General features: G+C 38.5%; 21 protein-coding genes and 1 pseudogene. 14 read left to right on the top strand and 8 right to left on the bottom strand.

Annotated elements, in window-relative coordinates:
- The first annotated feature begins 135 nt into the window (after positions 1-135).
- From B5X76_RS08670 to trhO, 9 genes are all read left to right on the top strand, one after another.
- Positions 136-879 carry a DeoR/GlpR family DNA-binding transcription regulator gene (locus tag B5X76_RS08670; protein ID WP_079642721.1) on the top strand — a complete coding sequence of 248 codons (744 nt, stop codon included), beginning with the start codon at positions 136-138 and terminating at the stop codon, positions 877-879.
- A gap of 14 nt (positions 880-893) precedes the next feature.
- Entirely contained in the window at positions 894-2,333 is a 1,440-nt protein-coding gene (locus tag B5X76_RS08665; protein ID WP_079642720.1) for a lipopolysaccharide biosynthesis protein, read from the top strand.
- Positions 2,330-3,421, top strand: a complete 1,092-nt coding sequence (locus B5X76_RS08660) for a DegT/DnrJ/EryC1/StrS family aminotransferase (protein ID WP_079642719.1) — start codon at positions 2,330-2,332, stop codon at positions 3,419-3,421. The genes B5X76_RS08665 and B5X76_RS08660 overlap by 4 nt, the downstream gene beginning before the upstream one ends.
- Positions 3,415-4,047: an acetyltransferase gene (locus B5X76_RS08655; protein WP_079642718.1), complete on the top strand. Its 633-nt coding sequence runs from the start codon at positions 3,415-3,417 to the stop codon at positions 4,045-4,047. Before B5X76_RS08660 ends, B5X76_RS08655 begins: the two co-directional genes overlap by 7 nt.
- A 12-nt stretch (positions 4,048-4,059) precedes the next feature.
- Positions 4,060-5,208, top strand: coding sequence for a TDP-N-acetylfucosamine:lipid II N-acetylfucosaminyltransferase family protein (locus tag B5X76_RS08650; protein ID WP_079642717.1), 1,149 nt, complete (start codon positions 4,060-4,062; stop codon positions 5,206-5,208).
- A 3-nt stretch (positions 5,209-5,211) separates the two neighbouring features.
- Positions 5,212-6,129, top strand: a complete 918-nt coding sequence (locus B5X76_RS08645; protein WP_079642716.1) for a glycosyltransferase family protein — start codon at positions 5,212-5,214, stop codon at positions 6,127-6,129.
- 10 nt (positions 6,130-6,139) lie between these two features.
- Positions 6,140-6,883, top strand: a complete 744-nt coding sequence (locus B5X76_RS08640; RefSeq protein ID WP_079642715.1) for a glycosyltransferase family 2 protein — start codon at positions 6,140-6,142, stop codon at positions 6,881-6,883.
- Positions 6,864-7,100, top strand: a complete 237-nt coding sequence (locus B5X76_RS08635; RefSeq protein ID WP_176141021.1) for a DUF3820 family protein — start codon at positions 6,864-6,866, stop codon at positions 7,098-7,100. Before B5X76_RS08640 ends, B5X76_RS08635 begins: the two co-directional genes overlap by 20 nt.
- A gap of 89 nt (positions 7,101-7,189) precedes the next feature.
- The gene (gene trhO, locus B5X76_RS08630; RefSeq protein WP_079642714.1) at positions 7,190-8,164 is read left to right on the top strand and encodes an oxygen-dependent tRNA uridine(34) hydroxylase TrhO; all 975 of its coding nucleotides are present in this window, start codon (positions 7,190-7,192) and stop codon (positions 8,162-8,164) included.
- 38 nt (positions 8,165-8,202) lie between these two features.
- Here the strand turns inward: trhO and trmB are convergent, their stop codons facing one another.
- Entirely contained in the window at positions 8,203-8,850 is a 648-nt protein-coding gene (gene trmB, locus B5X76_RS08625; protein ID WP_079642713.1) for a tRNA (guanosine(46)-N7)-methyltransferase TrmB, read from the bottom strand.
- A gap of 281 nt (positions 8,851-9,131) precedes the next feature.
- Here trmB and fcl point away from each other — a divergent pair, with 281 nt between their 5' ends.
- Entirely contained in the window at positions 9,132-10,061 is a 930-nt protein-coding gene (fcl, locus tag B5X76_RS08620; protein ID WP_079642831.1) for a GDP-L-fucose synthase, read from the top strand.
- Here the strand turns inward: fcl and B5X76_RS08615 are convergent.
- The 3 genes from B5X76_RS08615 to B5X76_RS08605 all read right to left on the bottom strand — a co-directional run bounded on the left by B5X76_RS08615 (position 10,058) and on the right by B5X76_RS08605 (position 11,399).
- Positions 10,058-10,579, bottom strand: a complete 522-nt coding sequence (locus tag B5X76_RS08615) for a hypothetical protein (protein WP_079642712.1) — start codon at positions 10,577-10,579, stop codon at positions 10,058-10,060. The genes fcl and B5X76_RS08615 overlap by 4 nt on opposite strands.
- Positions 10,563-11,030: a phage holin family protein gene (locus tag B5X76_RS08610; protein WP_079642711.1), complete on the bottom strand. Its 468-nt coding sequence runs from the start codon at positions 11,028-11,030 to the stop codon at positions 10,563-10,565. The genes B5X76_RS08615 and B5X76_RS08610 overlap by 17 nt, the downstream gene beginning before the upstream one ends.
- Positions 11,031-11,129: 99 nt before the next feature.
- Positions 11,130-11,399: a YtxH domain-containing protein gene (locus B5X76_RS08605; protein ID WP_079642710.1), complete on the bottom strand. Its 270-nt coding sequence runs from the start codon at positions 11,397-11,399 to the stop codon at positions 11,130-11,132.
- A 210-nt stretch (positions 11,400-11,609) separates the two neighbouring features.
- Here B5X76_RS08605 and B5X76_RS08600 point away from each other — a divergent pair, with 210 nt between their 5' ends.
- Complete coding sequence (locus tag B5X76_RS08600; RefSeq protein ID WP_079642709.1) at positions 11,610-13,148, top strand: YifB family Mg chelatase-like AAA ATPase; 1,539 nt, start codon at positions 11,610-11,612, stop codon at positions 13,146-13,148.
- 2 nt (positions 13,149-13,150) lie between these two features.
- Here B5X76_RS08600 and B5X76_RS08595 read toward each other — a convergent pair whose 3' ends face one another.
- From B5X76_RS08595 to rsfS, 4 genes are all read right to left on the bottom strand, one after another.
- The gene (locus B5X76_RS08595) at positions 13,151-13,780 is read right to left on the bottom strand and encodes a rhomboid family intramembrane serine protease (protein ID WP_079642708.1); all 630 of its coding nucleotides are present in this window, start codon (positions 13,778-13,780) and stop codon (positions 13,151-13,153) included.
- Positions 13,781-13,785: 5 nt separating this feature from the next.
- Entirely contained in the window at positions 13,786-14,433 is a 648-nt protein-coding gene (locus B5X76_RS08590) for a LutC/YkgG family protein (protein WP_079642707.1), read from the bottom strand.
- A 266-nt stretch (positions 14,434-14,699) separates the two neighbouring features.
- Entirely contained in the window at positions 14,700-16,775 is a 2,076-nt protein-coding gene (gene ftsH, locus B5X76_RS08585; protein ID WP_079642706.1) for an ATP-dependent zinc metalloprotease FtsH, read from the bottom strand.
- A 30-nt stretch (positions 16,776-16,805) separates the two neighbouring features.
- Entirely contained in the window at positions 16,806-17,180 is a 375-nt protein-coding gene (gene rsfS / locus B5X76_RS08580; protein ID WP_079642705.1) for a ribosome silencing factor, read from the bottom strand.
- Positions 17,181-17,228: 48 nt separating this feature from the next.
- On the opposite strand from rsfS, the gene B5X76_RS08575 reads away from it, so the two are divergent.
- The 3 genes and pseudogenes from B5X76_RS08575 to B5X76_RS22245 all read left to right on the top strand — a co-directional run.
- Positions 17,229-18,002, top strand: a complete 774-nt coding sequence (locus tag B5X76_RS08575; protein ID WP_079642704.1) for a biotin--[acetyl-CoA-carboxylase] ligase — start codon at positions 17,229-17,231, stop codon at positions 18,000-18,002.
- A 110-nt stretch (positions 18,003-18,112) separates the two neighbouring features.
- Positions 18,113-18,562 carry a protein-disulfide reductase DsbD domain-containing protein gene (locus B5X76_RS08570; protein WP_176141020.1) on the top strand — a complete coding sequence of 150 codons (450 nt, stop codon included), beginning with the start codon at positions 18,113-18,115 and terminating at the stop codon, positions 18,560-18,562.
- An 82-nt stretch (positions 18,563-18,644) separates the two neighbouring features.
- Positions 18,645-19,175: pseudogene (locus tag B5X76_RS22245) on the top strand (hypothetical protein); the annotation flags it as partial.

The raw sequence follows: 19,175 nt of genomic DNA, 5'->3' as shown, positions 1-19,175 counted from the left end.
ACAGAGGAAGCAAAGTCAAATAGTAATAAACCGGCTGGATTTAAGCCCAGATTTAAAGCTGGAGTAACGAAGAATATACCCCCGGCTGACAATCAATAGCAATAAACAAACAACCTTATATAATTCGCTAAAATTATGTTAAAAGAAGAAAGACAGGCTTATATTGTCCATCAAATAAACCTTCACAACAAAGTCCTATCATCCGATCTTAGTATACAGCTTAATGTCTCGGAAGATACTATACGTCGCGACTTGAATGAGCTTGCTGAGAATGGTCAAGTTATAAAAGTCTACGGAGGAGCACTATCAAAATCTTTTCAATTCCCGTTTCAAGAAGGTAACGTATATGCCAAAGAAGGCAAAAAAGAAATTGCCAGCAAGGCGCTTTCTCTAATCGGGAACGGGATGACCGTCTTGATCGGAGGAGGTACGACCATGATTGAATTGGCTCGTCTTATTCCAAACGATCTGCAATGCACGTTCTTCACAATAAGCCCACTTGTCGCGCTGGAACTTGCGGAAAAAGACAACATAGATGTTTTTCTATTAGGCGGAAAGCTATCGCGCAATACTAATATTGTAACGGGTTCTCAGGTAATCAATGAATTGGCTGACATACGAGTAGATCTTTGCTTACTGGGTACGAATAGCCTTTCTTTGGAGGAGGGTATTACCGACTCAGATTGGGAAGTCGTACAGATCAAACGAGCTATGATCAAATGTTCTAAGAGTTTGGCTATTTTAAGCATAGCTGAGAAGCTAAACTCCAATCAAAAGATGCGTGTGATGCCTTTGAAAGATGTCACTTACCTTATTACAGACTTAAATCCTAACGATATTTCATTGAAGGATTTCAGAAATGCGGTTCAAGTACTTTAAGGAACTCGAAAAGAATGTCAAGTAGGGCAAAAGCCATCTCTGGGATCATCTGGACTTTTATAGATTCTGTTCTTTTAAAAGCCTTATCCTTATTATCTTTTTATATTCTTGCTCGATTACTGACAGATGAAGATTATGGTCTAAATGGCATACTCATTCCTTTAATTAGCATTGGAACAACAATCGTAGAAAGTGGATTGAGTAATTCACTCATTCGTGCGTCGAATCCCACGCAGGACGAATACTCAACCATTTTTTGGATGAACATTTTCACCGCCATTCTTCTCTACGTTGGCTTGTATTTTGCAATACCTTATATTATAGATTATATTGATAAACCTATTCCAACGGAAGTATTAAGAATAAGTGCCCTAAGCATCATATTTTCTAGCTTTACAACGGTACAATTGGCTATCCTAACAAAAGAAATGCAATTTAAAAAACTGATGATAGCCAATATTCCTTCCGCTATTATCAGCCCTACTCTTGGTGTTGCCCTAGCTTATTATGGTTATGGAATATGGGCGTTAGTGGGGATGGCCTTAGCAGCTCCTTTTTTTCAAAGTATTTCTTTATGGACCGCTTCTAACTGGAGACCATCATTTATTTTTGTACCTAGCAAAGCTAAATTTCACCTTTCATTTGGATACAAACTATTATTATCTGCTCTTTTAGATAATATTTTCAAAAACATATACAACTTTATTATTCCAAAAAGATACACGCTAAGCTCACTTGGACAATACGAAAGAGCCAACACACTAAATGGATATCCAACTAATATCTTAACCACCATTGTTTCTAAGGTAACTTATCCTCTACTTACAAACATCAAAGATAATACGGAAGAAATTTCTAATGCATACCGGCAAATTTTAAGAATGTCCCTTTACATTAGTGCTCCTATAATGTTGGCTTTAGCGGCAACCGCACCCAGCTTAATTCTATTTCTCTTAGGAGAAGATTATAGAGAATCTATCCCCTATTTTCAGATTATTTGTTTAGCGAGTATGCTCTATCCTATCCACTCAATTAACCTCAATGTACTTAAAGTCTACGGACGATCGGATTTATTTCTTAAACTTGAAGTAATTAAAAAAATCTTAACAATTGTTTGTATTGCTGTTGCGTGGAACTTTGGTATAATAGGTTTAGTATGGAGTTCTGTTGCTGCATCCGCTTTATCACTGTTGGTCAATACTTATTACAGTGATAAACTAATTCAGTATTCTACCAAGCAACAGATCTTCGAAATGCTGCCTACTTTATTTACGGCAGGTGCGATGTATACTGTTATACTGCTAACATCCAATTTTATACAAGAGTTTCCACCGTTATTACAGATTTTCGTTAACTTTACGATTGGATTTCTATTTTATTTCATACTAAGCTATATTTTCAAATTGAAACCCTTTTTATTTCTAGTTAAAATTATCAAAAGCTATCGACCATGATTCAAGTGACACGTCCTTTCTTGCCTCCAGCAGATGAGTATAAAAACTATATCGATGAGATCTGGAGAAGACAGTGGCTTACCAACATGGGACCTCTATCGAGCGAATTGGAAATACAACTCAAAGAATTTTTAGGCCTTGAGCATCTTTTATTTCTGACGAACGGTACTGTTGCTTTGCAGATTGCAATAAAGGCATTGGAACTGAAGGGAGAGATTATTACAACGCCTTTCTCTTTCGTCGCCACAACAAGTACTATCGTATGGGAAGGTTGCCAACCTGTATTCGTCGATATCGATAAACAAAGTCTTAATATAGATCCCGATAAGATAGAAGATGCAATAACACAAAATACATCGGCGATCCTAGCGACCCATGTATATGGTAACCCATGTGAAGTTGAAAAGATAGATCGTATTGCAAAAAAACACAATCTTAAGGTTATCTATGATGCTGCACATGCATTCGCTGTGAACTATAAAGACAGATCTATTTTAGAATATGGGGATATTAGTATCTGTTCGCTACATGCAACGAAATTATATCATTCGACCGAAGGAGGTCTTTTAGTCACTAAAGACTCTGACTTACTAAAGAAAGCTTCGCTGATGCGGAATTTCGGTATATCTGGGTTCAATGAGTTCGGCGAACTAGGCATTAATGGAAAAAATTCAGAGTTTCACGCAGCAATGGGACTAGCAAACCTAAAATATGTCCCGAATATTATCGCTAAGCGAAAGTTACTGACGGATCGGTACCTATCAAATTTAAAAAATCTGAAAGGATACGTTCCACTATGGAATAAGCATTCTCTTCCTAACTATGCATATTTTCCGGTCATTTTTGACAGTGAATCATTATTACTTCAGGTCATGGTTGAACTGGAAAAAAATCAAATATTTACGCGAAGATATTTTTATCCTTCTCTGGCTAGCGCCTTACCGTATTTGACAAAAGAACATCTACAGGACACAGATGATATTTCTCAAAGGGTGCTATGCTTACCTCTTTATTATGATCTTAGTCTAGAGGAAATTAATTTAATCACACGTATCATCTTACGGGTTCAAAACAATAATCAATGGTAATCATTGGAGCAGGGGGCTTTGCCAAAGAACTTCTTGAAGTTGTTCTACAGGAAACCCCATTAAAAAAGATCGCCTTTTACGACGATACCACCAAAGATGGACCTGATGAGCTCTTCGATCAATTTCCTATTTTAAAAAATTCGGAGGATTTGTTACAGCATTTTCATCAATATGGAAATGACTTTACATTGGGCATCGGTGGCACACAAATACGCAGACAGCTCTTTAAAAAAATATCCGATATCGGAGGAAACCTTGTTTCGGCGATCGACAAACGGGCTTCCATAGGTACATTCAGCCAGCTGGGATTAGGCTGTAACGTTTTAAGTCAAGCTTGTATTAGCAATAGCACTCAAATAGGTATTGCCGCTCTTATCTATTATAACGGTATCATCACCCACGATTGTATTCTAGGTGATTTTGTTGAAATTTCTCCAGGGGCGACCTTACTGGGACGGGTAAGCATAGGCGATTTTACACAGATAGGAGCAAATGCAACCGTATTAGGTCGTGTGAAAATTGGAAAAAATTGCCTGGTGGGCGCTGGCGCGGTTGTCACTAAAGATGTCCCCGACAATGCCGTAGTAGCAGGAATACCCGCCCGGGTCATAAGATACAGATCTTGACAGAGAACGCTTATGAACATACATCTTTTTCACGACGACAAATTTAATAATGGCGCCATGAAGCAATTTGAACGGGCCTATCCTGGGAAAAATTGCTACATTATATTACTTTACAATCAAAAGCAACTGAAGTACACGGTTCCCAATGCGCATACTTATGTGTTTCATATACGTGATTTAAATCTCCTTCAACAGCTAAGTGGAATCATTCAATCCAACTCAGGTTCAAGGCTTTTCCTTCATTTCATAGATGATTTTAAAGCTGCCTTGGTTAATAAATTGCTAGACAAATTCAAACATTTACGTTTTTATTGGATTTTCTACGGTGGAGATTTGTATGAATACCTAACACGTTACGAAGGGTATCAAATTATCGATGATTCTTCATTCTTACCAAAAACATCCTTCTTAAACTGGTTAAGCAAAAGAACAAAATACCTACTTAGGTTTGGGATGAGCCAGAAAACAGCAAAGATGCGTGCTTTTCAACGGCTGGATTATTTTTGTTTCTGGAATGAATATGATTATCAATTATTCCACTCTAAAATAAAAAGCGCTGCCGAGTATAAGAGTTTTATCTATTGCAATGCACTGGGAGACCCTGCGCATGTGCAACCTCAAAAAAAGGCGGTTATAATGATTAATCATGCAGCTTCATTCTCTGGGAACCACCATTATATCATCCATACGTTAGCAAAATTGCAAATCCCATTAACCGAGTATCAGATTTTGTTACCGTTAAGTTATGGGGACAAAAAATTTGCGGATAAAGTAAAGCTTGCTGCCGAACAGGAACTTAAAACAGATATTAATGCTTTAACAAAGTTTTTACCGATAAATGAGTATCAAAAGATCTTGTCTGAGGTAAAAATAGCTATTTTCGGGATGAGACGTCAAGAAGCCGCGGGCAATGTGTTTCAACTTTTGAATATGGGAGCACAAGTATTTTTAAGGAAAGACAACACTTTGCTACATTGGTTAAAGAAACGTGATTTTATTGTATTTTGTATCGAAGAGGATGAGCTGGAACTTTCCCGCTTGAACGGACTGACTTTGGAACAAATGTCTCATAACCGTATACAATACGAAAGATATTTTAACAGCCAGATATACGACAATATGATGCAGCAATTGATTATTGATACACGTAAGAGCAACTAAAGAATGGAAAAAGTATTAGCTCCAATTATTTTATTTGTCTACAATAGACCCAAGCATACTAAAAAGACTTTAGAAGCTCTCGAAAAAAGCATAGATGCTTCTGATTCGGATATCTATATATACTCTGATGGGGCTAAAAATGCAGATGGTATCGATAGTGTAAACCGTGTGCGTGCTATTATAAGAGAACCTTGGAATTTCAAAAGCATTCATATCATTGAAAGATCTAAAAATGTTGGCCTCGCCAATAATATCATCAAGGGAGTAACTGAGGTAATCGAAAAACATGGTAAGGCTATTGTTCTAGAGGATGATCTAGAGGTTTCAAAATTTGCATTACAATATTTTAACGATGCATTAGTATGCTATGAAGAGGATGAACAGGTCATGGAAATAAGTGGCTACATGTACCCAGTTGCCCATGCAGATAATCTACCTGAAGCCTTCTTCTTCCGTGTTGCCAATAGTTGGGGTTGGGCCACTTGGGCGCGCGCTTGGAAGCATTTTAATGCTGACATCGACGAGTTAACAAATAATTTTTCGAAAGAGCATATCAAACGTTTTAGTATCGATCATACGGAAAATTTCTGGAAACAGGTAAAGCTATATAAATCCGGAAAAATTAATTCCTGGGCTATTCGATGGTATCTTTCTATTTTTAATAAAAATGGACTTGTTCTTTATCCTAGAACATCTATGATCCAAAATATGGGAACCGACGGATCTGGCACACACTCCGATGTGGACGAAATTTATAAAGTGACATTGGCAACCCAAAAAGTTAATAACTTTCCCAAAGAAATCGAAGAGCACAATGCAGCCTACGAGGCAATCAAATATTTTTACAAAAACCGTAAGGGATCTTTTGTAAAACGAGTAGCCCGGTATATTCGTAAACATTGGGATAAACGTAAAAAATAACGTAAAAGCAATGAAAATATCCATAATAACCATCGTATATAACAACGTTAGGGACATTGAGTACACGATATCTTCAGTGCTTAATCAATCGTATCCAGATATTGAATATATCGTTATAGATGGAGCCTCTACAGATGGTACATTGGATATCATCAATAGGTACAAGGATCGAATCAACACCATCGTTTCGGAAAAAGACGCAGGTATCTATGACGCCATGAACAAAGGACTAGCACTCGCGACTGGTGATTATGTTCTTTTTCTAAACTCAGGCGATGAGCTCTATGACAACGATACAATCCGTTGTATCGTCGAAAAGGGGAAAGGTGCTGATATAATCTACGGCGAAACTAAATTAGTGGATGAACAGCGTCATATTATTGCTGATCGTCGACATAGGACTCCAGATAAATTTGATTGGCAGTCATTTCGCTATGGAATGAACATCTGTCATCAAGCCATCTACATAAAACGTAGTATAGCAGAACCTTACGACCTAAAATATCATCTGAGCGCCGATATAGATTGGATAATACGTGCTGCTAAAAAAGCTAAAACAACTCAGAATGTTCATAACTATGTCGCTCGATATCTTGTGGGGGGAATGTCTCAGAAAAGACATCGTCAAAGCCTAAAGGAACGTTATCAGATATTTAAAAAACACTATGGCTGTTTCAATAATTGGATCAATCACGGTATTATAGCATTACGATTATTCAAACACAGAATGAAGCATGGCAAAACAAGAGAATAATATACTAAATCCGGAAATATTAGTTGAGTTGGCTAACAGCAAGATGCCCTACGGCAAATATCAGGGATGGGCACTACATAGACTGCCTGAACCGTATTTAACTTGGTATAGACAGAAGGGATTCCCTACAGGAAAACTAGGTGTTTTGCTAGCTACTTTATACGAGATCAAAGTTAATGGACTGGAATATTTGTTATTACCTTTGGTTAAAAAGTAACGATCGTCATTTTTATATTATCCATTTTATTTAACTTTGCATCATTAATTCAAACATTAAACGCCGTTTGCAGCGGTATCAATGCACATATGACAAACTATCAAACATTACTGTACTACTGTTACAGCCCTATCGAAAATGCAGAACAATTTGCTGCAGATCACCTCGAATTTTGTAAATCTCTGAACCTAGTCGGTCGTATTATTGTTGCTGATGAAGGGCTCAATGGTACTGTATCTGGCTCTCAGGAGTCCTGTAAGGCTTATATGGACGCCATATATGCAGATGGCAGATTCAATCACACCGAATTTAAAATCGACGATGTGGAGGAACCTTCTTTCATCAAGATGCACTGTCGCTATAAGCCGGAGATTGTCCATTCAGGCTTGCGTGATCCCAAGGAAATAGATCCAAACCAACAGACGGGAATTCATTTGGAACCACGGGACTTTATGGAGATGAAAGACCGTGAGGATGTCGTTGTCCTGGACGTACGTTCAAACTATGAGCATAATGTAGGGAAATTCAAAAATGCGGTCACTTTGGACATTGAAAATTTCCGGGAGTTTCCAGAAAAAATAAAAGAACTCGAACAATACAAAGGCAAGAAAATCCTAACCTATTGTACAGGTGGTATCAAATGTGAGAAAGCATCTGCTCTACTTTTAAAAGAAGGTTTTGAAGATGTATATCAATTACATGGTGGTATCATAAAATATGGCAAAGAAGCGGGAGGTAAGGATTTTGAAGGGAAGTGCTATGTCTTTGACAACCGAGTGACGGTTGAAGTGAACTCGACCAATCCTGTCGTAATATCTACCTGTAAGAATTGCGGGACGACTACGCCAAAGATGATCAATTGTGCCAACCCAACATGTAACGAGCACTTTACTCAATGTGATGCCTGTGGAGAGAAACTAGAAGGCTGTTGCTCGGAAGCGTGTATGGACAACCCCAATAAAAGGGAATATGATGGAACGGGATACTATGTAAAAATCCCTCAGCCCGTAAACATAGAGAAGATATCTAAACGTAAACACAAAAATTTTGCTCCAAAAATATAAATAATAAAAGCCTCAGGGAATCCTAAGGCTTTTATTATTTAAAACGTCCATCCTACGTAATTGATATTCTTATCGACTGCTAAATATTTCTTTTCGTAATAAGTTTTGATAGAAAGAACTTCATCCACCAGATCAGACTTGTATAGATCTGTTGTTTCTTTAAGAACCGGTAGGTTTTGTAAGGAAATTTGTTCGCGGGTATAACCGTAGAAAAAGTCACTGTCCGTTTTTAAATGCATAAGCCCGCCGTCCTTCAAGATAATCTTATACCGTTCTAAAAAAACAGGATTAGTCAAGCGTTTTTTCTCTCTACTATCTTGCGGCTGTGGATCTGGAAAGGTAATCCAAATTTCCGAAATTTCATTTTCAGCAAAATGTTCTAAAATCGTTTCGATCTGAATGCGTAGAAAACCTACATTTTCTATCCCTTCCTCTAATGCTGTCTTTGCCCCCCTCCAGATACGATTACCTTTATAGTCTATTCCTATAAAATTGGTGTCGGGAAATAACTTCGCTAAGTTAACGGTATACTCCCCTTTACCGCATGCAAGTTCTAGAATTAATGGTTTACTATTTCCAAAAAAATCAGAAGACCATCTACCCTTATATTCTTTTCCTGCGTCCAGTTGAACTACGTTTTTAAATGTCGCTACTTCTGCGAACTTTCTCAATTTATCCTTACCCATAACAAATAATAAGCAGCAAAAATAATCTTATATTTTCATATATGTAATTATTTATAACAAGTGTTTGTTTTCAATTATATAAATGAGCTCGCTTCACTCGGTTTGTTTTTTAATTGTCATTAACTTGTTCCGATTTATCGGAATGGAATGCCCAGATCATTTTCATTTGTATTTTGCAATCATGGACATTTCTCTATAAAAAATATAAATGGATGCGGGGCGTTATTATATTGCGTACAATGCTGAATTTATGTAGGTTTGCAGTAATTCAATACTTTGCTGTGGAAAAAGAAGCTAAAATCTACGTGGCCGGCCATAGAGGAATGGTGGGATCTGCGATATATAACAAATTACAACAAGAGGGGTTCAAAAATATTATAACGCGTAGCTCGCAAGAGCTAGATCTGCGCAATCAACAGGCTGTGGAAGCTTTTTTCGAAACCGAAAAACCAGATTATGTATTCTTAGCTGCGGCAAAAGTGGGAGGAATAGTTGCGAACAATACGTATAGAGCAGATTTCATATATGAAAATTTGGCTATACAAAACAATGTGATACATCAATCTCATGTGCATCAAGTCAAAAAGCTTTTATTTTTAGGATCTTCATGTATATATCCAAAACTGGCTCCGCAACCACTAAAAGAAGATTATTTATTGACAGGAACATTAGAACATACGAATGAGCCATATGCGATTGCAAAAATTGCTGGCATAAAAATGTGTGAATCCTACAGAAGCCAATATGGTGACAACTTCATTTCTGTGATGCCAACCAATCTATATGGCTACAATGACAATTATCATCCAGAAAACTCGCATGTACTCCCTGCATTAATTCGGAGATTTCATGAAGCCAAGATCAATAATACACCTAAAGTTGTTATTTGGGGCACAGGGACCCCGCTCCGTGAGTTCTTATTCTCAACAGATCTAGCCGAAGCATGTGTCTTCTTAATGGAGAACTATGATGAAAGTCAGTTTATCAATATTGGTGTGGGACATGACATAACTATAAAAGATCTGGCTCTTCTCATCAAAGATATTGTAGGCTACGAGGGGGAGATCAAATTTGACCCTACCAAACCTGATGGAACTCCCCGAAAATTGATGGATGTAAATAAACTCCATCAACTGGGATGGAAACACAAAATTACTTTAGATGAAGGTATTCGTCTAGCCTATAAAGATTTTATAGCGAAATACTGTTAATAAGTTTCGCTATCTGGGGGAATTCCAAAATTAAGAGTATCCTGCCCTTCGTCATCTGATAAAGGAGCGACGTCACGATGCTTCTTTTTGGACTTCTTTTTAGGTCGCACAAAATCCGTAATTTTGGAAATAACTGATCCTACTTTATCTTGAGTAATACCCCCCACAGCTTTATCAGACACTAACAACACTAATGCCTTTTTCAACCAACTTGAGTTTCGGAGAAAAGTACGGTTTAGCACTAAAGGTAAACCTAATTGTATTGCTCTTCCGAACCAATCACTTTGATTTGCAGCCCCTACACTTGATCCTCCTTTGAAAGAGGAAAAAATCCCCTTCACTAGATCAACCCCCGGAATACTCGAAGCAATAGTTCCAACAAAACGAGCAGGAGCCTCCACTTTATGTTTGAGAAGATGGTACTGGTCGGCTAAATATGCCTCCTGTTCCTTTTTAAGTTGGCTTAAACGGGCAATCTCTAACCTCAACTCTCCTATATTATTAATTTTTGCTTTCATTTTCCTCTGCTGTTTTGTGATCTGATTGCGAATTATAGCTATCAAAATTTACCTTTTCTTCAAAAGACCCCTCCTCTTTAGATTCTTCCTCTGCATCTTCATCCTGGTGCCACTTTCCAAGCACTTTGCGTATGGTAATATCCATAAACTTCGCTTCCAATTTAGGCTCAACTGCTCGAATAATTAACAAGATCACCAAAAAAACGCCGCCTGTAGTCAAAAAACCTAATGCATTGCTTCCTAACACCTCTCCCAGGAAAAAACCCAACGCTAAAGAAAGGAAAAATATAATAATCAAAGTCAGAAGTAACTTCGTCGCATCCAATATAAGTGCTCCGATAATCCTTCCTCCCTTGGCCATCGCCTTTAACTTCAACAGCTCAATCTCTGTATCTATATATTCCTTAGCCTTCTGAAAACTTCCCGAAAATGAAAACTTTTGATCACCCATTGAATTTTTATTTAATCATATGAAGTACGGTTGTATCAATTTACCGTACTTCATAAATCTGTATATATTTTACTACGCTGAACTGATAGTTTGTCCAGACTATGCATGCTCTTCGATTTCGTCCTCGACAAAACCTTCTGTTTTAGAAACCTTAGATTTAACCATTGCCAAGATCTTTTCTTTAAAGTCGTTTAACTGATCAAACTGCTCTTCAGCACGCTCCTTTAAGGCATCACCGAGATCCGCTAAAGAATCATTTATTTTCTCTCTGGTTTCTGTCCCTTTTTCTGGTGCAAATAGCACCCCTAATACTGCTCCTGCAGCTAATCCTGCTAACAATGCCGCTACAACTTTACCGCTATCTTTCATTACTCTCTATATTATATGTTTAACTTAAAAAAATGAAATAGTCTCTATTATATAAACAATAAAAAAACAAAATCGTTTGAAATAAGTATACCTAATACTGTTTACACTTTTAATATAACGTTTTTATCACAAAACAGCAAAAACAAGTCCAAACTTAGTGCAGTGATTAACTAATTTTATTTAACTTTAAGTTGGCCAATTATAACAACCATGCTAGTAAAAACCTTTAGCAGTGCCGTTTACGGCATCGAAGCATCAACGATTACGGTCGAAGTCAATGTCTCTACAGGCACTAAATACTATATTGTGGGCCTCCCCGACAATGCCATAAAAGAGAGCCTACAACGGATAGAGAGCGCCATATTGTCAATAGGATGCCGCATGCCACGACAAAAAATCGTTGTCAATTTGGCACCTGCAGACATCCGAAAAGAGGGCTCTGCCTATGATTTGGCCATAGCTATTGGTATCTTAGCCGGATCTGCTCAGATCTTAGAAGATAAGCTTTCGGACTATATCATTTTAGGCGAGCTATCCTTAGATGGTACGATACAACCTGTCAAAGGCATCCTTCCTATCGCAATCCAGGCCAAAAAAGAAGGTTTTAAAGGCATTATTCTGCCGAGCGCAAATGCCTCCGAGGCTTCTATTGTGCGAGAAATCGATATTTTAGCTGTGGATAAGCTGCAGCAAGTCGTTGATTTCTTCAATAAAAAAATACAATTGGAACATATACAAAAAGATGATCCAGAAGATCTGTCGCATATTACAAACTCAAGTGAACTGGATTTTGCTGATGTCAAAGGTCAGGAAAACATAAAAAGAGCCTTAGAAATAGCCGCTGCTGGCGGCCATAATATCATCCTCATAGGCCCACCGGGTGCTGGAAAAACAATGTTGGCCAAACGTCTACCTACAATACTACCTCCTCTTACATTCGAAGAAGCGCTGGAAACGACAAAAATACACTCTGTATCGGGCAACCTTCCTAAGAAAGAAGCGCTGATGAACACACGTCCATTCCGCGCTCCTCATCATACAATTTCAGATGTAGCATTAGTCGGTGGAGGTAGTACCCCTCAACCTGGGGAGATTTCACTGGCTCATAATGGCGTACTTTTTCTAGATGAGCTACCTGAGTTTAAACGTACCGTATTGGAAGTCATGCGCCAACCGTTGGAATCGAGGAGCATTACTATTTCAAGAGCAAAGTTTACGATAGATTACCCCGCGAGTTTTATGCTAATAGCAGCGATGAACCCCTGTCCTTGTGGCTACTACAATCATCCTGAGAAAGAGTGTGTTTGTGGATCAATGGTTGTACAACGCTATCTAAGTAAGATTTCGGGGCCACTACTAGATCGTATTGACCTACACATTGAGGTTACACCGGTACAATTTAAAGAGCTAAGTGACCAAAAAGAAACCGAAAAGAGTCAACGCGTAAGACAGCGTGTAGTGAAAGCTCGAAAACGCCAAGAACAACGCTTTGCCCAAGAAAAGGATGTACATTGTAATGCACATATGTCGGCAAAGTATGTCCGCGAAATATGTCTGTTAGACGAAGGGGGCAAGGTGCTATTGAAAACTGCGATGGAAAGACTAAACCTTTCGGCCAGAGCTTACGATCGCATACTAAAAGTCGCAAGAACAATAGCTGACATGGACGACTCGGATTCCATCTTGAGCCAACATATTGCAGAGGCCATTCAATTTAGAAACCTAGACCGACAAAGTTGGTTAGGTTAACGTTAAAACTGCTCGATAAAATGCCTAAAGATCCAAGGGTAAAGTATAATCGTAATCAGTACGCCAGAAAGAGCGCCAAACAAATGTGCATCGTGGTTAATCCGGTCACTTGATCTTTTGGACGCCCAAATACTATATCCTACATAAAGAACCGCAAATAGATAAGCAGGCATCGGAATGACCATAAATATCCCAAGAGTTGCCTTAGGCTGGAACAGTATATAGCTAAATAAAACAGCTGAAATCGCTCCCGATGCTCCTAAACTGTAATATCCAGGGTTATTTTTCTGCTGTATAATTGTCGGAATATCGCTTAGCACCAAACTGATTAAATATAATACCGCAAAATACAGATGTCCAATATCCCCACTCACCTGAACAAAGAATCCCTCTAGCGCAAAACCAAAATAGTAAAAGGTGATCATATTGAACAACAAGTGTCCCCAGTCGGCATGTATAATTCCGCTTGTCAAAACGGTATACCATTTCGATTTATTACGTTGAATGCTATAGGGGTGCAACATCATTGAACCATACAGCTGTGGATTAGAAAAAGCATATACGCTAGTAGCGATTGTAATTGCAAATATTACCGATGCTATCGGCAGATTTAAAATATAGTCTTGAATCATTTAATCTAAAATCTATCTTCAATTAGGAAAACATAAAGCTCTTTTGGGCCGTGTGCCCCCAATACTAGTTTTTTCTCTATATCGGCGGTTCGGCTAGGCCCCGTGATAGTCGTTACCATTGACGGAAGATACTCTGGATAACGATCTTTGATTAGTGTCATCCCATGGCGTATGTCCATTACCAATTGTGAGGCTTTGGCCAATACGATATGAATCGGAGGGTATATACTCAAGCGACGTCCGGCAGTATTGGCATTGCTAACCATCACACTACCGTTTCGAGCAATCAATGCTTCGCAGGATGTAATACCTACCTCTGCTTGGTCAAAGTCTTTATCTGTAGCTAAGTAAGGAAAACCATAATGTCTCAATAGGGTTTGTATCGAAGGTTCCCAAACGTGAATTTTAGTAACACCAAGCTCTTCAACTAGTCCGATCAAATTCTCAATCACAGAAATCTCTCCATCACAATAAACAAATTTACCGGCTATAGCGGTCAGCTCCCGCGCAAATGTTACGTCTAGTGATTCTTCCTCATCTTTATACAATGCCGAATCCTCGAAATCGGGATGCGGATTATCATGCTTCTGAAGAAGGGCCGTTCTGATCTTCTTTAGCATTTTCTCTTTAGCCGTTGTATTCCTGATATTCATATGTGTATAATTTGATTTTTATCAGTCATATGGAATACTCATGGGTGTTTGTGCTTCGCTAAACATGAGTATTTCATATGCAAATTATTTGTTCTTCAGGGGCCATTAACTTGTTCCGACAAGTCGGAATGGAATATCCAATGTATATTATGCCCATTTGTGTCTCGAAACGATGTGCGTGCTACCTTGAGGTTATTCGCATTTGTCTGGCTATTGCTGTGTAGATATTTATAAACAAAAATAGAGGGCTAACGCCCTCTTACTTTTTAAATATTATCTTCATTTAATTTTTCTGAAGGCTCCGTGTTCTGAGACTCTTCAGGAATTGGCGGGATAGGCAATTCTGTTTGTGGAACTCCCCCTCCATCTGCTCCTCCATTGACAAACTCATCATAAGTTGTTCGGTTAGAGAACGGACGTTTTCCCAAAATCTCTTCTAAATCTGCTTGAAACAATATTTCTTTTTCTAATAGCTTCTCTGCGATGCGGATCAAGCCCTCTTGATTATCAAGCAATAGCTGTCTAGTACGCTCGTAAACTGCTGAAACCAAAACACGGACTTCTTCATCGATCAATTCTGCAGTCTGGTCTGAATATGGTTTTTGAAACTGTGATTCTCCAGAACTATCACGGAAGGAAACATTACCTACTTTATGATTCATTCCATATACCGCTGTCATTGCATAAGCCAGCTTCGTGATACGTTCTAAATCGTTCTGGGCTCCTGTGCTAATACGACCAAATGTAATATCTTCAGCTACGCGTCCTCCCATTGTCATACACATACTGTCTAACAGCTGTTCGGTTGTGTATAGAAATTGTTCTTTCGGTAGATACTGCGCATATCCTAACGCTGCCACACCACGGGGTACAATAGATACTTTCACCAATGGATCTGCGTGCTCCAAGAACCAACCAGCTATCGCGTGGCCTGCCTCATGATAAGCAACGATTTTTTTCTCCTCTGGAGATATAATTTTATTCTTCTTTTCTAATCCACCAATCACGCGGTCAATAGCATCTTGAAAATCCTGCATTTCAATTGCCCGCTTATTCTTACGCGCTGCAATAAGTGCTGCTTCATTACAAACGTTTGCTATTTCTGCCCCTGCAAACCCTGGAGTCTGTGCCGATAATTTCTTTGCATCGACCTCTTCAGCAAGTTTTAATGGCTTTAGATGCACGTTAAAGATTTGCTCACGACCTATTAGATCCGGTTTATCAATAGAAATCTGTCTATCAAAACGACCTGGTCTCAACAATGCAGAATCCAAAACGTCTAAGCGGTTAGTCGCTGCAAGGATAATAACCCCCACATTGGTACCAAACCCATCCATCTCCACTAACAATTGGTTTAACGTATTTTCGCGTTCGTCATTACCTCCCATTACCGAATTCTTGCCACGCGCACGTCCAATAGCATCGATCTCATCAATAAAGATGATACAAGGAGCCTTTTCTTTCGCTTGTTTAAATAGGTCACGTACACGAGAAGCACCAACACCAACAAACATCTCTACGAAGTCTGAGCCTGACAATGAGAAAAATGGCACTTGGGCCTCTCCTGCCACTGCTTTTGCCAACAATGTCTTTCCTGTTCCTGGAGGACCTACGAGCAAGGCTCCTTTAGGAATCTTACCTCCCAAATCAGTATACTTCTTAGGATTCTTCAAGAAGTCAACAATCTCCATAACTTCGGTCTTAGCTTCTTCCAAACCTGCAACATCGTTGAACGTAATATTAATTTGAGATTCTTTGTCAAAAAGCTGCGCTTTAGACTTTCCAATATTGAAAATCTGGCCTCCACCACCAGCTCCACCACCGTTCATCCGACGCATAAGGAACATCCACAATGCAACTATAATAATCAACGGTAAGATGAAGGAGATGAAAAATCCACCCCATGCATTTGTGCGTTCTTCCCATTTGGCAGATATCTTAGCTGTACCTTCAGGTAAATCTTTCTGAGATTCGATTAATTTTTGATTTAAAATCTCTGCTGACCCTTCAGAGAATATATACTGTGGCCCTTTGTTTGCCGAAAAGCTCAGGCTATTCCCAGAGGGGGCTAGATCTTTATATTTTGGATCATTTTGAAGTTTGTCACTTTTTATATAGACTTCGACTTCAACAATATTTCCTTTGTTGTATGCAATCAATTTCTCCACATCTCCTGTACGGAGCATATCCTTTTCAAAACTCTCATAGCTAATTTCTTTCGTACTACTGCTGTTGTACAAGAAATTCAGCGCTATAAAACCTAATATCATGGCTATATAAAGCCACATCATATTAAATTTGGGAGGAGTTGGGGTTATCTTTTTACTTGGAATTTTCTTCATTACAATATTACGTATCTTTTCAATTTCTTTTTATGCACTCTGATAGGACTCCGCTTTTGCATCGCCCCAGAGGTCTTCTATACGATAACGACTACGCGCATCTGTCTTAAAAATATGCACAACAACATCAACAAAGTCAAGGAGGATCCACTCCCCGTTTCCTTGCCCCTCTTTATGCCAAGGTCCTTCGCCAAAAGCCTTATACACTTCTTCTTCAACACTCTGTGCTATTGCATTCACCTGAACATTGCTATCTGCATGACAGATCACAAAATAATCAGAAACAGTTGCATTAATCTCTCGCATATCCAACTTCACGATCTCGTTACCCTTCTTTTCTTGCATTCCCAACACGACAATATCTGCCAGTTTGTTAGATAATTCTGAATTTTTCTTTTTACTCATTAAGAAATGTTATAGTTTTACTCAAAAACTTTATAATATCTTTTTCTTTTGCAAAATAATACATTTTTCGCACATTATCAGCCACTGCCTGTAATTGTTTTGGAGGAGACACCCTCCACAAATGATTATTCAAAGCAACTGTTGACAAATTTCAAGCCACAGATAGATTTTACTGCCATTATGGCAAAACACCAAACTCAAGGACGTGGACAAAGGGGTACCACCTGGCTAACCCACCCCTATTGTAATATGACTGCCAGCTTCATCTATTCTCCGCACAACCTTTTTATTACTGACCAGTTCCTGCTAACAATACATTCAAGCTTAGCTGTTTACGATGTAATAAAAGAATTCACATCAAAAGAAGTATACATCAAATGGCCGAACGACATCATGGTCGAAAGAAGAAAAATTGCGGGAATCCTGATTGAGAACAAAGTCGCTGGACAGTATGTTAAAAATGTAATTGCAGGAATAGGCATCAATGTATATGAACGGAACTTTCCCCGTGACATTGCCAATCGTAGTACATCGTTGGTTTTAGAAAATTCTGAAATTAATCTGACAATACTCGATTTAGTAAAAAAAATACAACATCGCCTCTACTATTACCAACGTATTTTTTCTCCTGAAAACAGAGCAGCACATCTTGAACTATACAACAACAGGCTCTTTCTAAAAGGTATCATCGCTGATTTTATTGTAAACGGCACCTCCATACAGGGACAAATACTGGGAGTCGAAAGTGATGGACAACTCATCGTATGCCATCAACAAGTGACCAAGAAATACGACTTAAAAGGTATAACTTATCAGTTATAACGAAAAATTTACTTGTTCGTAAGCTAATAATAAATGTACCTTAGCGTTAAACTTTATGACCCGGGTTCGAGTCATAGAATCAAATACAAGTTATAGAAGAAAAAATTATTATGAAAAAATTAAGCCTACTTATCGTTGCTGTCTTAGTGACAATTACTGGAGCTCTAGCACAAATTCACCAACCTGTAAAATGGAGTGTTGCTCACAAAAAATTAAATAAAAATGAGGCTATTATTTATGTGAAAGCTACAATTCAAAGTGGTTGGAACATCTATTCACAAAATGTAGCTGATGGAGGTCCGATCCCTACATCATTCAAATTCGCCTCATCTAAGGATTACACTTTAAATGGAAAGACCACAGAGCCTACAGCTAAAACAAAATACGAAGAGGTTTTCAAAATGAATGTACCTTACTTCACAAATGAAGTTATGTTTCAACAAAAAGTCAAATTAACAAAAGGTACAGCAACTGTAAAAGGTACTGTAGAATGGCAAGCTTGCGACAAGTCACAATGTCTGCCTCCTGACGAATATAACTTTGCTGTTACTGTAAAGTAGTTTTTACATAAGGAAGATAGTAAAAGGCAGTATTTCACTGCCTTTTTTCTATTTTTATACTTTTCAACAACTATTTCAACTTATGAAGACTTACCTGTTTTCTTTCTTACTTTCACTTTTCTTTGCCACAGCATCATTTGCTTTCTCCGCACAAGATTCATTAACGTCCTATGACGAACTCACTTTTACCGATGGTAGTGTATCGGACAGTTCTCAAGGGAGCGAAGTGCCTGAAGATCTGGTATTCTCTGATGGACAAGATACAACACAGCTAGATAGTACCGCTGTACAGAGCGAAACGGCCGGTGCTGTGCCTACAAATGGTGCTTCTACCGAAGACAAATCCATGTGGGGAATCTTTATAGCCGGTCTTTTAGGCGGATTTGCGGCATTCTTTATGCCCTGTATCTTTCCTATGGTACCACTTACGGTCAGCTTCTTTACCAAGAAGTCGGGCAGCCGCTCCAAAGCGATATCCCAGGCCTTTCTCTACGGGTTATTTATTATCGTAATCTATGTCGCTCTGGGGATGTTGATCACCATAGCATTTGGTCCGGAAGCATTGAATGAACTGTCTACAAACGGAATATTCAACTTCTTTTTCTTTCTTCTA

Source organism: Sphingobacterium nematocida (assembly GCF_900168125.1).
Classification (GTDB): Bacteria; Bacteroidota; Bacteroidia; order Sphingobacteriales; family Sphingobacteriaceae; genus Sphingobacterium; species Sphingobacterium nematocida.
This window is presented reverse-complemented; position numbering and strand designations above follow the sequence as displayed.

Coding starts and splice junctions, on each gene's coding strand:
- trhO (WP_079642714.1), top strand. CDS start 7,190: ATGACAAACTATCAAACATTACTGTACTACTGTTACAGCCCTATCGAA.
- B5X76_RS08570 (WP_176141020.1), top strand. CDS start 18,113: ATGAAAAAATTAAGCCTACTTATCGTTGCTGTCTTAGTGACAATTACT.
- B5X76_RS08645 (WP_079642716.1), top strand. CDS start 5,212: ATGGAAAAAGTATTAGCTCCAATTATTTTATTTGTCTACAATAGACCC.
- B5X76_RS08670 (WP_079642721.1), top strand. CDS start 136: ATGTTAAAAGAAGAAAGACAGGCTTATATTGTCCATCAAATAAACCTT.
- B5X76_RS08640 (WP_079642715.1), top strand. CDS start 6,140: ATGAAAATATCCATAATAACCATCGTATATAACAACGTTAGGGACATT.
- B5X76_RS08650 (WP_079642717.1), top strand. CDS start 4,060: ATGAACATACATCTTTTTCACGACGACAAATTTAATAATGGCGCCATG.
- trmB (WP_079642713.1), bottom strand. CDS start 8,850: ATGGGTAAGGATAAATTGAGAAAGTTCGCAGAAGTAGCGACATTTAAA.
- B5X76_RS08615 (WP_079642712.1), bottom strand. CDS start 10,579: ATGAAAGCAAAAATTAATAATATAGGAGAGTTGAGGTTAGAGATTGCC.
- B5X76_RS08610 (WP_079642711.1), bottom strand. CDS start 11,030: ATGGGTGATCAAAAGTTTTCATTTTCGGGAAGTTTTCAGAAGGCTAAG.
- B5X76_RS08605 (WP_079642710.1), bottom strand. CDS start 11,399: ATGAAAGATAGCGGTAAAGTTGTAGCGGCATTGTTAGCAGGATTAGCT.
- rsfS (WP_079642705.1), bottom strand. CDS start 17,180: ATGAGTAAAAAGAAAAATTCAGAATTATCTAACAAACTGGCAGATATT.
- B5X76_RS08665 (WP_079642720.1), top strand. CDS start 894: ATGTCAAGTAGGGCAAAAGCCATCTCTGGGATCATCTGGACTTTTATA.
- B5X76_RS08590 (WP_079642707.1), bottom strand. CDS start 14,433: ATGAATATCAGGAATACAACGGCTAAAGAGAAAATGCTAAAGAAGATC.
- B5X76_RS08660 (WP_079642719.1), top strand. CDS start 2,330: ATGATTCAAGTGACACGTCCTTTCTTGCCTCCAGCAGATGAGTATAAA.
- B5X76_RS08595 (WP_079642708.1), bottom strand. CDS start 13,780: ATGATTCAAGACTATATTTTAAATCTGCCGATAGCATCGGTAATATTT.
- B5X76_RS08655 (WP_079642718.1), top strand. CDS start 3,415: ATGGTAATCATTGGAGCAGGGGGCTTTGCCAAAGAACTTCTTGAAGTT.
- ftsH (WP_079642706.1), bottom strand. CDS start 16,775: ATGAAGAAAATTCCAAGTAAAAAGATAACCCCAACTCCTCCCAAATTT.
- B5X76_RS08635 (WP_176141021.1), top strand. CDS start 6,864: ATGGCAAAACAAGAGAATAATATACTAAATCCGGAAATATTAGTTGAG.
- B5X76_RS08600 (WP_079642709.1), top strand. CDS start 11,610: ATGCTAGTAAAAACCTTTAGCAGTGCCGTTTACGGCATCGAAGCATCA.